The organism is Neobacillus pocheonensis (assembly GCF_050477905.1).
Classification (GTDB): Bacteria; Bacillota; Bacilli; order Bacillales; family Cytobacillaceae; genus Neobacillus; species Neobacillus pocheonensis_A.
In genome coordinates this window covers 1-14920 of sequence record NZ_JBCNAD010000066.1, presented here as the reverse complement: position 1 = coordinate 14920, position 14920 = coordinate 1, and the positions used below count along the sequence as shown (strand labels likewise).

Sequence of the window (14920 nt, the reverse complement as noted above, 5' to 3'; positions counted from 1 at the left end):
ATGAAAGATACAAAGTTTTCGAGAGCAAAAGGAAAGGATGGTTCTCGCATGTCATTAAGAATGGTAATTGGCCGGTCAGGAAGCGGAAAAACAACGATGCTACTTGACGAAATAAACTATCAGTTATTGGAAAACCCCAAAGGTAGTCCGATTATATACATTGTCCCCGAACAGATGACTTTTTCATCTGAATACCGTTTGGCAACGAATCCACAGATTGGTGGGATGATTCGTGCCCAGGTATATAGTTTTTCTCGATTAGCGTGGCGTGTTCTACAGGAAACTGGCGGGATTAGCCGGGTGCATCTAAGTAGTGTTGGGATGAATATGCTGATCCGTAAAATTATCGACGACCAAAAGGAACAATTAAAATTGTTCCAGCGGGCTGCAGATAAGAATGGTTTTGTCCAGCAATTAGAACAAATGATTACAGAGTTTAAACGCTATTGTATTCGGCCCGAAGACCTCATCCTAGGCTCCAATCAGTTTAAAGGGTCATCCAAAGCTTTGCAGGATAAGTTATATGATTTAGAAATTATCTATCAAAAATTTGAAGAGGAAGTATTTGGTAAATACATTGACTCTGAAGATTATTTTCGACTCCTTGCCGAGAAAATAGCGGTCTCCGATTATTTAAACGATGCTGAAATCTATATAGATGGCTTTTATAGTTTTTCGCCGCAGGAATTCCAGGTGATAAAGGAATTGATGAAGCGTTGTAAACGTGTTTCAATCGCCATGACATCTGATCGACTATTTTATGATTCTATTCCGGACGAGCTGGATTTGTTTCGTTTATCAGGCGAAGTTTGTTTTTCCGTTTATGAATTAGCAAAAGCAGAGGGAATCGAAATCGAACGGCCATTGATGCTAAAAGAACAAAAAAAATGGCCAGGAAAGTCGTTAGCTCATTTAGAAGAAAAATTTGATATTCGTCCGGCAGATATTTTTCATGGCGAAACAGATATTACCATTTGCCAGGCAGTAAATCGAAGAGCGGAAACCGAAGGGATTGCAAGGGAAATCCGCCAATTAGTTCGAACTAAGGGATACCGTTTCCGGGATATCGCAATCTTGATAAGAAATGGGGCAGATTACCATGAAACGGTAGAGCCCGTTTTCACTGATTATCAAATCCCATATTTTATCGACCAAAAAAGGACGATGCTAAACCATCCCCTAATTGAACTAATTCGCTCAAGCCTTGAAGTAATTAATTCTCATTGGCGCTATGAATCCATTTTCAGGGCGATAAAAACCGAATTAATTTACCCATTGCAGGATAATCCCGCGAAAATGCGTGAGAAGCTGGATAAATTAGAAAATTATGTTCTAGCTTACGGTATAAATGGCAGTAAGTGGACGAAAAAGGACCGGTGGATTTACCGACGAATTAGAGGGTTAGAGTTACAAACAATTGTGCAAACTGATGCAGAAAAAGAGTTGGAACTGGAAATAAATGAGTTAAAACTCATGGTAACAGCCCCGATGCTTCGTCTTTCACGGCGCTTGAAAAAAGCAGATACAGGTAGAAAGCTTTGCGAAGCCGTCTATTTATTTTTAGAAGAATTAGATATTCCAGCGAAATTAGAAAACTGGAAAATAGCTGCTGAAGAACAAGGGAATTTAGTGAGGGCAAGAGAACATGAACAGGTATGGAATTCGGTTATAGATTTACTTGATCAATATGTTGAAATATTGGGAGAAGAATCTATTTCCTTAAAAGCATTTGCATCAATTTTAGAGGCGGGCTTTGAATCCTTGCATTTTTCTCTTATTCCACCTGCACTCGACCAGGTCCTTATTGGAGATTTGGAAAAATCAAGGCTGACTGCAATCAAAGTCGTATTTATAGTGGGCGTCAATGAGGGCGTATTGCCGGCAAAGATTTCCGATGACGGGATTCTAGCAGACGAAGACAGAGAATTGCTGTTAACAGCAGGTATAAAGGTAGCGCCGAGCAGTCGTACACGCTTGCTCGATGAGAACTTCCTAGCCTATAAAGGTTTTACAGCACCTTCTGAACTCCTTTACATTAGTTATCCTTTAGCAAATGATGATGGAAAAGCATTAATTGCATCTTCTTACATTAAGAGAATTAAAGATATATTTCCAAACGTTCGTGAAGATTTGTATGTCACAGACCCTGCTGAGTTAACGGAGGAAGAACAGTTACAATTTGTCACTAATTTTACGACAACCTTGTCGTATTTAAATTCTCAGCTTCAAATAAAAAAGCGTCATTATCCGATTTCTGATTTATGGTGGGATGTTTATAATTATTATATGGAAAGCATATGGAAGGGACAGGCTGTAAAAGTATTCTCAAGTCTTTTTTATTCCAATCAGACAGTGAAGCTTTCGAAAGAAGTAGCAGATGAACTGTATGGTGAAGCCATTCAAGCCAGTGTTTCGAGAATGGAACTATACAACGGCTGTGCATTTTCTCATTTTGCTCAGCATGGACTAAAACTGCGTGAACGGCAGGTATTCCGTTTAGAGGCTCCAGATATTGGTGAACTATTTCATGCTGCATTAAAGCAGATTGCGGATATTGTCAATGACCAAAACCTTACTTGGGCTCAACTTACAAAGCAGCAGTGTGAGGATCTTTCCAAAGAGGCAGTAAAGACATTGGCACCTAAACTCCAAAATGAAATCTTGCTTAGCTCGGAGCGTCATCATTATATCAAACGAAAATTGGAGCAAATTATTACTCGTGCTTCCCTTGTTTTAAGCGAGCATGCAAAAGTGAGCGGCTTCTCGCCCATCGGTTTGGAATTAGCCTTCGGTCCAAATGGCAAGCTTCCCCCATTATCCTTTACGTTGAAAAATGGCAAGAAAATGGAGTTGGCAGGAAGGATTGACCGGGTTGACCAAGCAAAAGGGGATGCTGACAATGTCTTTTTACGAGTGATTGATTATAAATCTAGTGAAAAGGATGTTAATTTAACAGAAGTGTATTATGGACTCGCACTGCAAATGTTAACTTACCTTGATATTGTGATGACACACTCCAAAGAGTTGGTAGAAATGAAAGCGAGCCCTGCAGGCGTCCTATACTTTCATGTCCATAATCCATTTATTAATTCGACAAAAATGCTGACAATCGATGAAATTGAAAATCAAATCATGAAAAAATTTAAAATGAATGGTTTAATGTTAAGTGATCAAAATGTCATCCGCTTGATGGACCAAACCCTTGAATCCGGTGATTCGCAAATTATTGCGGCAGGTATTAAAAAGGACGGCAATATGACGAAAAAATCAAAGGTCGCGAGTTTAGATGAATTTGATAATCTAAAGTCTTTTGTCCGTCAATTGTATCAAAAAACAGGAAATGCGATTGTCGATGGCGAGATTGGCATTGCCCCATTTAAACTGAAGGATAAAACACCTTGTACCTTTTGTTCCTATAAATCAGTATGCCAATTTGATGAATCCATTGAAAATAATCGATACCGGATTCTTACTCCTCATTCGAAGGAAGAGGTTTTGGAGTTAATCAGAAATGAGGTACAAGATCATGAGTAAGCATTTTGTTATTCCCCCAAAGCCAGAGGGGGTTACTTGGACAGACGATCAGTGGAAAGCGATTATGGCAAGGGATAAGGATATTCTTGTTGCTGCAGCAGCAGGGTCAGGAAAAACGGCTGTTCTAGTCGAGAGAATCATCCGCAAAATTCTTTCTGAAGATAACCCAATTGATGTTGATGAATTATTAGTGGTGACTTTTACAAATGCCTCGGCAGCGGAAATGCGCCACCGGATTGGCGAAGCATTGGAAAGGGCAATCGATGCCGATCCTGGTTCCCGTCATTTAAGAAAACAGCTCAGCTTATTGAATAAAGCCTCCATTTCAACGCTGCATTCTTTTTGCATGGAAGTGATCCGAAAATATTATTATTTAATCGATATCGATCCGGGATTTAGAATAGCTGATGAAACGGAAGCGCAATTACTTAGAGATGAAGTAATGGATGAGTTGTTTGAAGAGGAATATGGGAAAAAAGAAAATGAAACCTTTTTTAATTTGGTTGATTCTTTCACAAGTGATCGGAGTGATATTGCCTTAATGGACATTGTCCGGTCGATTTATGACTTTGCCAAGTCCAATCCTCTTCCTGAGGAATATTTACATGGGGTTGTGTCCATGTATGATGTGGGTGAGGTAACCAATATAGAGGAGCTGCCATTTATCCAAGCACTTCTTTTTGATATTGAATTACAATTGGAAGCAGCAAAAGAAATGATCCAAAAGGGCTTGGAAATGACAAAGCTTCCAGGGGGTCCTTCCACTCGAGCAGAAAATTTTTTAGCTGATCTAAATGTCATTGATACCCTTATTTTAGCCAAAAAGGATTCATGGGCGACGTTGTATCAGGCCATGCAAGCCTGGTCATTTTCAACTGCCAAAAGGTTGAAAAAGGGCGAGTATGATGAAGAACTGACAGAAAAAGCCCAAAAGCTTCGTGAAAAAGCGAAGAAAAAAATTCAGGACCTTAAAGAAGAGCTATTTTCCCGAAAACCAGAAAGTTTTTTGCGTGATATGGAGGAAATGAGCCCTATCGTTGAAACACTTGTCCATCTCGTTAAAGAATTTTCCTTAAGGTTTGAAAAAGCGAAAAGAGAGAAGGGGCTTGTCGATTATGCGGATTTGGAGCATTATTGCCTTGAAATTTTGACTGGAAACATTTCGGCTGGAGGAAAATTTCTCCCATCTGAAGCAGCCCTAGATTACCGAAGCCACTTTAAAGAGGTTTATTGCGATGAGTACCAAGACACAAATATGGTACAGGAAACGATATTAAAACTGGTATCAAAACCCGACGAGGCCAATGGAAACCTATTCATGGTGGGCGATGTAAAACAATCGATCTACCGTTTCCGCTTGGCAGAACCGAATCTTTTTTTAGGGAAATATAATCGCTTCCGTCTGGATGGAGACTTATCAGGACTTAGAATAGATTTAGCTCAGAATTTCCGGAGCCGAAAAGAAGTCCTCGATGCCACCAATTATTTATTTAAGCAAATTATGGGTGTGAAAGTCGGGGAAATTGAATATGATGAGGCGGCAGAATTGAAAAACGGTGCTCCTTATCCGGAGGATACACCCTTTCCAGTAGAAGTTATCATTATAGACCAATCAGCAGAAACGACGGAGCCACAGTCAGACAACCTCTCTGAAGCTAATCCTGAAGCTGAAACGGTTGAATTTGATCAGGCTGATCTTGAACAGTCGCAGTTAGAAGCAAGAGTAATAGCCTCAAAAATTAAAGAATTAGTAAGCAGCGGTGCTCCTGTTTATAATACAAAGACAAAATCAGAACGGCCAATCATGTATCGGGATGTTGTCATACTCCTTAGATCCATGACGTGGGCGCCGCAAATTATGGAAGAGTTCAAACAGCAGGGTATTCCTATCTACGCCAATTTATCAACAGGCTATTTTGAAGCGACCGAAGTGGCGATTATGCTATCGCTGCTCCGGGTTATTGATAATCCATACCAGGACATTCCATTAGCATCGGTATTACGTTCGCCAATCGTAGGTTTAAATGAAGAAGAGTTATCAAAGATTCGCATTCATCAGAAAAGAGGGTCCTTTTGGGATGCTGTTACTGCTTTTTGCAGGAGCAAGTCTGTAGAAAGCACTGGCGCTTTTTATGAAAAAGTACGCCGTTTTTACGACTCATTAAAAGATTGGCGGAGTTTAGCACGCCAAGGCTCACTTTCAGAGCTTATTTTGCAGCTTTTCAGGGACACACAGTTTTATGATTTTGTCGGTGGGCTCCCAGGCGGAAAACAAAGACAGGCGAATTTACGAGCCCTTTATGATAGGGCACGGGGTTATGAACAAACCTCCTTTCGTGGATTGTTTCGTTTTCTACGTTTTGTGGAGCGAATGATGGAAAGAGGGGACGACCTTGGGGCAGCTAGAGCGCTTGGTGAGCAGGAGGATGTCGTTCGGATCATGACGATTCATAGCAGTAAAGGGTTAGAATTTCCAGTGGTATTTATGGCTGGAATGGCTAGAAACTTTAATATGACTGATATACGTAAACCCTATATGCTCGATAAGGAATTCGGATTCGCCACCAAGTATGTTAACGCGATGAAACGAATCACCTATCCTTCCCTTCCACAAATTGCATTTAAGCGTAAAAAGAAAATGGAAATGCTTGCAGAAGAAATGCGCGTTTTATATGTGGCCATGACTAGAGCGAAGGAGAAGCTTTATTTGTCGGCCACTTTAAAAGACGCGATTAAAAAGATTAATCAATGGAAAGATGTATCCTCTAATCAGGAATGGCTGTTAAAAGACTATGAGCGGGCAAGCAGCACTAGCTATATTGACTGGATTGGGCCGGCCCTTATCCGCCATCAAGACAGTAAGGTTTTAAGTGCTCCAGGGGAGACGATTCCGCTTGCCCCTGAAGAAATTGCACATCATCCATCCTCATGGAAAATTACAATCATGCGTGCTGAGGAAATTAAAGAACAGGAAGTAACTTTAGACATTGAAGAGGATCAATACATGGAATTGGTTCAAAGTTTGAAAGGTGTTCCAGTAACGTCTAAATTTTCTGCAGAAATTAAATCAAGACTTGACTGGCAATATTCACACCAAAATGCTGCACGCTTTCGCTCTAAGCAATCTGTTTCCGAAATGAAACGCCAGCGGGAAATAGCTGACGAGCAAAGCGGGACCGATCTTGTTCACAGGATTAAAAAGCCGATTTTAAAAAGGCCAAAATTTATGCAGGAAAAATCATTAAGCCCTGCTGAGCGTGGTACTGCCATGCATATGGTGATGCAGCATGTGGATTTGTCTGAGCAAGTTACAATCGAATCCATTCAAAAACAGTTAACCACGATGGTTCACAATGAATTATTAACGGTGGAGCAAGCCGAAATCATTGACTTAGGGTTAATTGTGCAATTTTTTCAAACAGAATTGGGGCAGAAATATTTTCATGCTAAGGCAATCTTCCGAGAAATTCCATTTACCCTTTCATTGGCTGCACAAGATGTTTACCCCAATTGGAAGGACGAGGATGAATCTGTCTTTGTCCAAGGGATTATCGACTGTATCTTAGAGGATGAGAAGGGACTTATCCTTATTGATTATAAATCCGATGGCATAACAGACAGGTATAAGGGCGGCTTTGAACAGGCTAGACCCATACTTGAAGACAGATACAGGCTGCAAATTAACCTTTATACAAAAGCCATTGAGCAAATTTGGAAAAAAGAAGTTTCCGAAAGGTATTTATTTTTCTTTGATGGGGCTCATGTTTTGAACATTGATGAGAAAAAATAAAAAAATGACATAAACCAACACTTTGGTTTATGTCATTTTTAATTATTTCCTGCTATAGGCTGGTCAATTAAATTAGTATCAAGTACGTTGGTACCGTTAAGCCCGTTATTAGTTACAATTAATCCTCCAGTATTAAATGCTCCTGAACCAGCAGCCGTTTTGGAGGCGCTTTTTGGAGATATATAAACGGTATCGCCGAATTGCACTATTCCCCCGCCTACATTAACAATTTGTACTGGACCAATAATTGCTGGCATGGAAAACATCCTTTGCGTTAATTGTATGGTTTCATTCTACTGACAGCCTATGCTTTCATCGTTGTCCCTGTTCTTCCTTCTTGTTCTCGATACCCTCATCAGTCCTAGGAACTGGGAGAAGCTGTCTAATATGCTTAACTCGCGCTTCCATGGAAACATGTTTACTGTTTCCAACATGTAAAAGAGAGGATGAAGAGACACCGATAATGTCAATATTGTTTACTTTGATTAATGGGCATTGATTGTGAGTTAAGAAAGAAATTGGTTCATTTATGAGTGGAAGAGGTATGGGTTCAGAAAAAACGCGATAGGGGGAGAGATTTCCCTCATTTCCATAAAAAATTTCTGCTTCCCTTTGGACAGCTAAAGCTCGGGATAATCCATTCACAATACAGGAATCGCCCAATTGAAAAATGGAGGCGAAAGAAAAAATCTCAACGTTTATTTTGTCAACACAAGAAGTCCTTTCAAACATAATTATCTCCCTTCCGGTGATAACGGAACAAACGGTCCAATGATTAACGATTCCGCTGGGGTATCAAATGTGGACGCAAGCTGGATTGTTTCTGTATCGCCCACGAGGACTAAGGAGGAACTCGCGACCCCGATGATTCGGATATTTCCTACACAAAGCTCTCTGTTATAGACCTCAAAGTTCATTTTGATTCATTCCTTTCACATTGTCCGGCAGATTCTTAAAAAATAAATAGACGCCATTTTGTATTTCCTGTTTTAACGATTCAATAATGAACTCCTCTAAATTTTCATTTTCAGAAGCAGTGTTTCTTGCTTTGTTGGAATTTAGATGGTATTCCACCCTGTTAGGGAGCTGTTTGATAATGTCTTGTTTTATAAACGATAAATAAGATTCATTTGGTTGAACACCTAATTCCCTTTCGGTACTTTCGACCAATAGTGGTAAATCAGTTTCTAGAAATCTATAGATTGCCTCTTCTATTTTCATTGATCGTTGCATTTGGTCTTTTGGAGCAATAGGAGTGGTAAGTGATTGATTTTGTACCGCAAAGTCTTCGATTGCTGACATATCTGATGGATTTAAGCCAATATTTAACGTTCCTTCAAGAGTCTCAACCTTCAATTGATCAAATTTGTATTCAATTTTGTCGACGTGTATGGCCCTCTTTTCGCTTAATTGTTTCATCTCTTCCCTCATTTTTTGGATGACGGACTCCAATGCAGCAATTCTTTGCTCTTGCGCTTGGAGAGTCATCTGGAACCATTGAAGGTATTTGTAAAAATCTTGATACATTCAATCACCTCACTATTTTTCAGTCATCCGTACCGGCGCCTGTAAGGGGACAGCTGGTGCACTCACTGAGGTTGGTGGCAGCTGTCCAACTTTTTTTGCAGTGGGTGCAGGCCCTGTAAAACCACCAGTATTATAAAGATGTGCAACTGGTTTAATTATTCCTGCACTGCCAATTTGGAAGACAGAGGAATTTGTTATACCGCTAATTTTTATAAAATTAATGTGAATGGACTGCTGTATATAATAATTCATTGTAGACCACCCATTCATTAAGCATTGAGTGCAATTCCTTGATCGTATACATCAGAATCAGCCGTGTTAGTCGAACTTACGTTGTTATTAAGATGTAAACTTTCTCCGGTATTAAAAGATCCTGCTCCGGAAAAGGTTTTGGCTGTCGAGAGTGGCATTATCTTATAGACGTCGCCAATATGGAAAACAGAACTGCTTCCAAGCGTTATCACCTGTGCAACTCCAACAATTGCTGGCATATTCAACACCCTTTTTCATGTTTATCTTTTACATTCTATGATTGGGCGCTTTTAATGTGATTCATTCGCCCAAATAAAGTTAAGGGCAGAAAAATGAACAGGTGCAGACAGAAATAGGTCCAATGAACTATTGTTTAAAGATTAAAATGATAAAATAGTAGGATTTTCGATAGGAGTAAAACATCCTATGATAGGATTAAAGAGTTCAGTCAAGGATAAAAGTACTGATTCTCGATAAAGGCAAAACTGGTGAAAATCAGTGACGCAAAGCTAAAGGGGCTTCGGTACCAATGTACTATGCCAGCCAGTTACCGAAAGAGGAGGACGACTGAATGGGACTATTACAGAGCATTCAAGAAAGTGGTAATCAAACAGGCGGGGGAATGAAAAAAGAGATTTCTTCCCGTGAAAATCTATCATTAACACCAAAACTTAAAATGATCACGCCTTTTCATGTGTTTGGGCCTATTTATCCACTCATTTTGGATAAGGATGTTTCCGAAATTTTGGTGAATGGTCCAAACGAAGTGTATTGTGAACAGAAAGGTAAAATACTTTTAACATCAATTCAATTCAATGATAATGAACATTTAATAAGTATTATTAAAAAAATAATCTCTACTTTCGGAAGAAGAATTGACGAAAATTCACCGGTCGTCGATATCAGGCCGTCGGTTGATGCACGTATTATCGCCATCATTCCACCACTAGCATCAAACGGACCGATGATTACCATCACAAAATATCCAAAAAAGATTTAAGCAATGAATTAGTAACAATTCCATAATAAATATGTATTTTTGAATGTCTTTTTTCGTCTTTTTTAGCTTCATATGTTATGATAGTTTCGAATTAAAGGAAACTACATACATTTGAGGAGGCATTTTAATTGATACACGGCCATATTACTGCATGGGTTTTAGCTCTAATATTATTTTTCGTGGCTCTGTCTTTACATAAGAGTGGAAAAGCAAAAGGTGTAAAGATTTTACAAATGATTTTACGTGTCCTATACCTGCTTATTATAGCGTCAGGCGTGGGTCTTCTGTTTATGGTTTACAGAATTGATGTTTGGTACATTTTAAAAGCAATTGTGGGACTATGGATTATTGGCTTATTTGAAATGATTCTTAGCCGGGTTGTTAATAATAGAAATACTTCTGTATTTTGGATTCAATTTGTGGTTGCTTGGCTGCTTGTTTTATATTTAGGTTTTGTGCGATTGCCAATGTCGTTTTTACATCCTTAATAGATAAGAAAAAGGTGTGGATTCCCACACCTTTTTCTTATGAAATCATTTTTTCAATTATTAGACGTTTGCCCGTATTTAAGGTGAATTCAAAGCGGTCATTGACCTTTTCGTAATAGCAAAAATGATGTTGAACATTGCAAATTAGCTCTTGATTGTCGAAAACTATAAAATTTACGCCATCTTTTCGGTGTTCATCTGATAAGAAGGAGAGATGGTTGTAGCAATAAATACAATCGTAAATGGAAAAATTTAAAGAATTTAATGTAGTCACAAATTGGAAAAAGGCGTCATCATTTATTCCGTCCAACAGTCTTTCAAGCGAGTAGACTAGATGTTTTCTAATTCTAACCAAATCATGATCACGAAGCATCGTCGATTCTTTCCCAATCCGAATTTTTCCTGATTCATACAATATTCCTTTTTTCCAACGATTCAAACGGAAAACTTCAATTTCCTGCTGCAGATAATCCTCCAGCATGGCAGCTTCTTCTGTCTCCTCATCAAAAAAAATCCATTGATCATTTATTTGTTCGACGGTCCCTTCGGTATAGGCTCTTTGTTGAATATCATATAGATTCAATCTTTGTTGTCGATTCATTTTTAACCTCCGCACGAGATGCTTTCATCTTCCTTTTTAGACATCTTCCTGAAATTTTATAACAAGCTTATTTTTTTTAATTAAGTATAAAAATTGAAATGCAATTTGGTATACCAAATTATGCATTTCTCATTATGGACAATTAACCAAAAATAATGGGCTGAATACAATAAACCATGAATTCGATGGACAGTTGTTCGAATACAGAAAGGAGATCCGTACATGTGTGGAATTACTGGATGGATTAATTTTGATAAAAATGTAAGAAATGAAACCGATATACTTGAAAAAATGACCAAAACCTTGGCAAAAAGAGGCCCTGATGAAACGAACATTTGGACTGAAACACATGTCGGCTTTGGACACAAACGACTAATTGTTGTCGACCCTGAAGGGGGAAGACAGCCAATGTCCAAACAAAAGGAAAGCTCAAAATACACCATTTGTTACAATGGGGAATTATATAACACTGAAGACATCCGCAAAATTCTCCTTACTAAAGGATATTCCTTTAAAGGTCATTCTGATACTGAAGTCCTGTTAACTGCCTATATAGAATGGGCGGAAGAATGTGTAAATCATTTAAATGGGATCTATGCCTTTGCAATCTGGGATAGTAAAAACGAAAAACTCTTTATTGGACGAGACCGATTAGGGGTAAAACCGTTATTTTTCACTGAACATCATAAAGGGATTTTATTTGCTTCGGAAATAAAGGCAATCCTGGCCCATCCAGAAATGAAAACGGAGATTACCCATGAGGGGCTAGCTGAGATTTTTGGAGCGGGTCCATCAAGGTCCCCAGGGTCAGGTGTGTTTAAAGGTATTAAAGAGCTTAGACCGGCCCATGCATTAACTTTTTCCAAAAAGGGATTAAAGATCTGGCGGTATTGGAATGTAAAAAGCGAAGAACATAAGGATAATACTGAGGAAACGGCTGAAAAGGTTCGTTTTTTAGTAAGTGATGCTGTTACTAGACAACTGGTATCCGATGTTCCTTTATGTACCTTTTTATCAGGCGGTTTAGATTCAAGTATTATCACTGCCATTGCTGCTAAAGGTTTTACAGATCAAAATAAAGGGAAGCTCCATACTTATTCCATTGACTATGAAGGGAATGACCAATATTTTTCATCGAATGAGTTTCAACCGGATGCTGATGGTAAATTCATTCAAATGATTACAGACAATTTTCATACAAAGCACCATAACAAGATAATTTCACAGCAACAATTAGTCCATGATTTAATCGAAGCGGTACACGTGAGAGATTTACCTGGGATGGCAGACATCGATTCCTCACTGCTTTGGTTTTGTAAGGAAATCAAAAAGGATTTTGTTGTCGGCTTATCAGGAGAGTGCGCTGATGAAATATTTGGAGGATACCCATGGTTCCATCGGAAACAGGATTTGGAACGGCCTGGTTTTCCATGGATGAGGTCTGTGAATGAACGGGAAAATTTATTGAAACCTCATTGGTTGAAAAGATTACAATTGAATGAGTATTGCCAGGAGCAATATCGAAAGGCGATAGCGGAGACCCCTAAATTAGAAGGAGAAAGCTTAGAAGAAGCAAAGCGCCGGGAATTATTTTATATAAATATGACTTGGTTTATGACCACCTTGCTCGACAGGAAAGACAGAATGAGTATGGGGGCAAGTCTAGAAGTCAGAGTACCATTTGCGGACCATCGGGTAGTCGAATATGTTTGGAATATCCCTTGGGAAATGAAAATGTATCGGGGAAGAGAAAAAGGTTTGCTTAGAAAGGCATTTGAAGGTATTTTACCTGAGGAAGTGCTTTACCGGAAAAAAAGTCCATACCCTAAAACACATAATCCGGAGTATACAATGGCTATTCAACGAATACTTCAAACCGTTTTACAAGATAATTCCTCCGCATTGCATGAATTCTTTAGTAAAGAACAATTGGAAAAGATTGTGGAGACGGGAGGAAAATCATTTCAAGAGCCATGGTTTGGCCAATTGATGACAGGACCTCAATTATTGGCTTACCTCGTACAGTTGCACACATGGTTTAAGGATTACAATATCAATATAGTTAATTAAATCAGCAAATAATAGATTTAAATTTGGAATAAGGACTGTATTCGTTTAAAATAAGTGTGTGGGGTGGGGGACCTTTCCCCCGCTTTTTTTTGAGGAGGGACACTATTTATGAAACGAATTACTCTATTATTAATCTCAATATTATTATTTTCCTCTATTCCTGTTCACGCAAAGGTACAAAAAGAAAACCGCTTATGGCAGGACGAATCGGTTTACTCCATTGTGATTGACCGTTTTAATGACGGGGATACCCAAAATGATTTAGACGTAAATTCTAAGGATCCGCTGGCCTATAACGGGGGGGATATACAAGGAATTATAGATAAATTAGACTACATACAGGATATGGGCTTTACGGCCATCCGAATTTCTCCCATCATCGACAATACCAAAAATGGGTACCATGGCTATTGGGTAAATGATTTTTATAAAGTGGACGAGCATTTTGGGACGTTAAAAACATTTCAAAAGCTTGTAAAAGAAGCACATCAACGGAAAATGAAGGTAGTTTTGGATTTTGTTACAAACAATGTTGCTGCATCAAATCCATGGGTGAATGATCCAAGCAAAAAGGATTGGTTTCATCCAAAACAGGAGATTGTGGACGGGAATAATCAGGTGCTGCTTGAAAATGGCTGGGTGAATGGTTTGCCTGACCTGGACCAAGATAATCCCGAAGTTAGCAAATATTTAATTGATACGGCTAAATGGTGGATTAGCAAATCAAATGTAGATGGATTTAGCCTGCCAGAAGTAAATCACGTTCCGTTAAGCTTTTGGAAGGATTTTTCGACGCAAGTTAAAAAAGATAATAAGGACTTCTTCCTGCAAGGAATTCCGTCTGAAGGTTCTTCGATTGATATGAAAAAGTATAAAAGTGCGGGAATCGATAGTGTTTTTGATTATAATCAAAGTAAAAATTTAAGGAAAACATTTGCGACTACAAATCAATCCTTTAGTTCTCTCGTGACCAATTCTGAAAAAAATCAATCGGATTTTTTAGATGGAACATTCTTTGATAATGAATACACCACAAGATTTACGAGCGATATTGTTGAAAAAAGACAATTCCCAGGTTCCCGTTGGAAAACTGCTCTGACTTATTTATTTACCACGCCAGGAATTCCAAATGTGTATTATGGGACAGAGATTGCTTTGAATGGTGGCGATATTCCCGATAACCGCGGGCAGATGAGTTTCAGAGCGGAAAAAGAGCTAATAGACTATATTACTAAAATTGGTGAATTGAGAAACCAGCTTCCTTCTTTAACAAGAGGAACTATGGATATGCTTTATAATCAGGATGGGATCGTTGTTTTTAAACGTGTCTATAAAGGCGAAACCTCTGTTATTGCGATCAATAATACGAAAAAATCCCAAAAGGTTACGTTAACAAAAAAGCATCTTGAAGGTGGAAAAGAGCTGCGGGGCTTACTAGCTGGTGACCTTGTCCGAAGCCATGATGATCAGTATAACCTTATTATCGATCGGGATGAATCAGAAATATATGTACTGACGAAGAAAAGTGGGGTCAATCTTCCCCATATTGCATCATTAATTGTCGTTTATCTATTGGTTTTCTTATTTCTTATCTTAATTCTTAAAAGAAGAAGAAGATCGAACTAAAAACGCATCGGGTGAAGTGAACCCCTTAAGTT

General features: G+C 38.7%; 13 protein-coding genes and 1 riboswitch. Of the genes, 6 read left to right on the top strand and 7 right to left on the bottom strand.

Going from position 1 to position 14920, the window contains the following annotated elements; genetic code table 11:
• Positions 1-48 precede the first annotated feature (48 nt).
• Positions 49-3534 carry a helicase-exonuclease AddAB subunit AddB gene (gene addB / locus ABES02_RS27160; RefSeq protein ID WP_430140898.1) on the top strand — a complete coding sequence of 1162 codons (3486 nt, stop codon included), beginning with the start codon at positions 49-51 and terminating at the stop codon, positions 3532-3534.
• A complete protein-coding gene (addA, locus tag ABES02_RS27155; RefSeq protein ID WP_430140897.1) occupies positions 3527-7324 on the top strand; it encodes a helicase-exonuclease AddAB subunit AddA in 3798 nt (1265 codons plus the stop codon). The genes addB and addA overlap by 8 nt, the downstream gene beginning before the upstream one ends.
• 38 nt (positions 7325-7362) lie before the next feature.
• Here the strand turns inward: addA and ABES02_RS27150 are convergent, their stop codons facing one another.
• From ABES02_RS27150 to ABES02_RS27125, 6 genes are read right to left on the bottom strand one after another with little or no spacing between them, the layout of a single operon-like run.
• Positions 7363-7581: a spore germination protein gene (locus ABES02_RS27150; RefSeq protein WP_223592895.1), complete on the bottom strand. Its 219-nt coding sequence runs from the start codon at positions 7579-7581 to the stop codon at positions 7363-7365.
• Between the two features lie 55 nt (positions 7582-7636).
• Complete coding sequence (locus ABES02_RS27145; protein WP_430140895.1) at positions 7637-8056, bottom strand: spore germination protein GerPE; 420 nt, start codon at positions 8054-8056, stop codon at positions 7637-7639.
• Between the two features lie 2 nt (positions 8057-8058).
• Complete coding sequence (locus ABES02_RS27140; RefSeq protein ID WP_430140893.1) at positions 8059-8241, bottom strand: spore gernimation protein GerPD; 183 nt, start codon at positions 8239-8241, stop codon at positions 8059-8061.
• Positions 8231-8851, bottom strand: coding sequence for a spore germination protein GerPC (gene gerPC, locus ABES02_RS27135; protein WP_430140892.1), 621 nt, complete (start codon positions 8849-8851; stop codon positions 8231-8233). Before gerPC ends, ABES02_RS27140 begins: the two co-directional genes overlap by 11 nt.
• Positions 8852-8863: 12 nt before the next feature.
• Entirely contained in the window at positions 8864-9103 is a 240-nt protein-coding gene (locus ABES02_RS27130) for a spore germination protein GerPB (RefSeq protein WP_430140890.1), read from the bottom strand.
• Between the two features lie 17 nt (positions 9104-9120).
• Positions 9121-9342, bottom strand: coding sequence for a spore germination protein (locus ABES02_RS27125; RefSeq protein WP_430140888.1), 222 nt, complete (start codon positions 9340-9342; stop codon positions 9121-9123).
• 229 nt (positions 9343-9571) lie between these two features.
• Positions 9572-9658: riboswitch (cyclic di-GMP riboswitch) on the top strand.
• Between the two features lie 16 nt (positions 9659-9674).
• Between ABES02_RS27125 and ABES02_RS27120 the strand changes: the two genes are divergently transcribed.
• A complete protein-coding gene (locus tag ABES02_RS27120) occupies positions 9675-10103 on the top strand; it encodes a hypothetical protein (protein WP_430140887.1) in 429 nt (142 codons plus the stop codon).
• 128 nt (positions 10104-10231) lie between these two features.
• Positions 10232-10591: a YisL family protein gene (locus ABES02_RS27115; RefSeq protein ID WP_430140885.1), complete on the top strand. Its 360-nt coding sequence runs from the start codon at positions 10232-10234 to the stop codon at positions 10589-10591.
• Between the two features lie 37 nt (positions 10592-10628).
• On the opposite strand, the gene ABES02_RS27110 is transcribed toward ABES02_RS27115, so the two are convergent.
• Positions 10629-11192, bottom strand: coding sequence for a DUF2777 domain-containing protein (locus ABES02_RS27110; protein ID WP_430140884.1), 564 nt, complete (start codon positions 11190-11192; stop codon positions 10629-10631).
• A gap of 222 nt (positions 11193-11414) precedes the next feature.
• Between ABES02_RS27110 and asnB the strand changes: the two genes are divergently transcribed.
• The gene (gene asnB / locus ABES02_RS27105) at positions 11415-13262 is read left to right on the top strand and encodes an asparagine synthase (glutamine-hydrolyzing) (protein ID WP_430140883.1); all 1848 of its coding nucleotides are present in this window, start codon (positions 11415-11417) and stop codon (positions 13260-13262) included.
• 108 nt (positions 13263-13370) lie between these two features.
• A complete protein-coding gene (locus ABES02_RS27100; RefSeq protein ID WP_430140882.1) occupies positions 13371-14888 on the top strand; it encodes an alpha-amylase family glycosyl hydrolase in 1518 nt (505 codons plus the stop codon).
• The last annotated feature ends 32 nt before the right edge of the window (positions 14889-14920 follow it).

Excerpts from the sequence above, each read along its gene's own strand:
- ABES02_RS27120 (WP_430140887.1), top strand. The coding sequence starts at position 9,675 with ATGGGACTATTACAGAGCATTCAAGAAAGTGGTAATCAAACAGGCGGG.
- ABES02_RS27150 (WP_223592895.1), bottom strand. The coding sequence starts at position 7,581 with ATGCCAGCAATTATTGGTCCAGTACAAATTGTTAATGTAGGCGGGGGA.
- ABES02_RS27100 (WP_430140882.1), top strand. The coding sequence starts at position 13,371 with ATGAAACGAATTACTCTATTATTAATCTCAATATTATTATTTTCCTCT.
- addA (WP_430140897.1), top strand. The coding sequence starts at position 3,527 with ATGAGTAAGCATTTTGTTATTCCCCCAAAGCCAGAGGGGGTTACTTGG.
- asnB (WP_430140883.1), top strand. The coding sequence starts at position 11,415 with ATGTGTGGAATTACTGGATGGATTAATTTTGATAAAAATGTAAGAAAT.
- gerPC (WP_430140892.1), bottom strand. The coding sequence starts at position 8,851 with ATGTATCAAGATTTTTACAAATACCTTCAATGGTTCCAGATGACTCTC.
- ABES02_RS27125 (WP_430140888.1), bottom strand. The coding sequence starts at position 9,342 with ATGCCAGCAATTGTTGGAGTTGCACAGGTGATAACGCTTGGAAGCAGT.
- ABES02_RS27110 (WP_430140884.1), bottom strand. The coding sequence starts at position 11,192 with ATGAATCGACAACAAAGATTGAATCTATATGATATTCAACAAAGAGCC.
- ABES02_RS27145 (WP_430140895.1), bottom strand. The coding sequence starts at position 8,056 with ATGTTTGAAAGGACTTCTTGTGTTGACAAAATAAACGTTGAGATTTTT.
- ABES02_RS27140 (WP_430140893.1), bottom strand. The coding sequence starts at position 8,241 with ATGAACTTTGAGGTCTATAACAGAGAGCTTTGTGTAGGAAATATCCGA.
- ABES02_RS27130 (WP_430140890.1), bottom strand. The coding sequence starts at position 9,103 with ATGAATTATTATATACAGCAGTCCATTCACATTAATTTTATAAAAATT.
- addB (WP_430140898.1), top strand. The coding sequence starts at position 49 with ATGTCATTAAGAATGGTAATTGGCCGGTCAGGAAGCGGAAAAACAACG.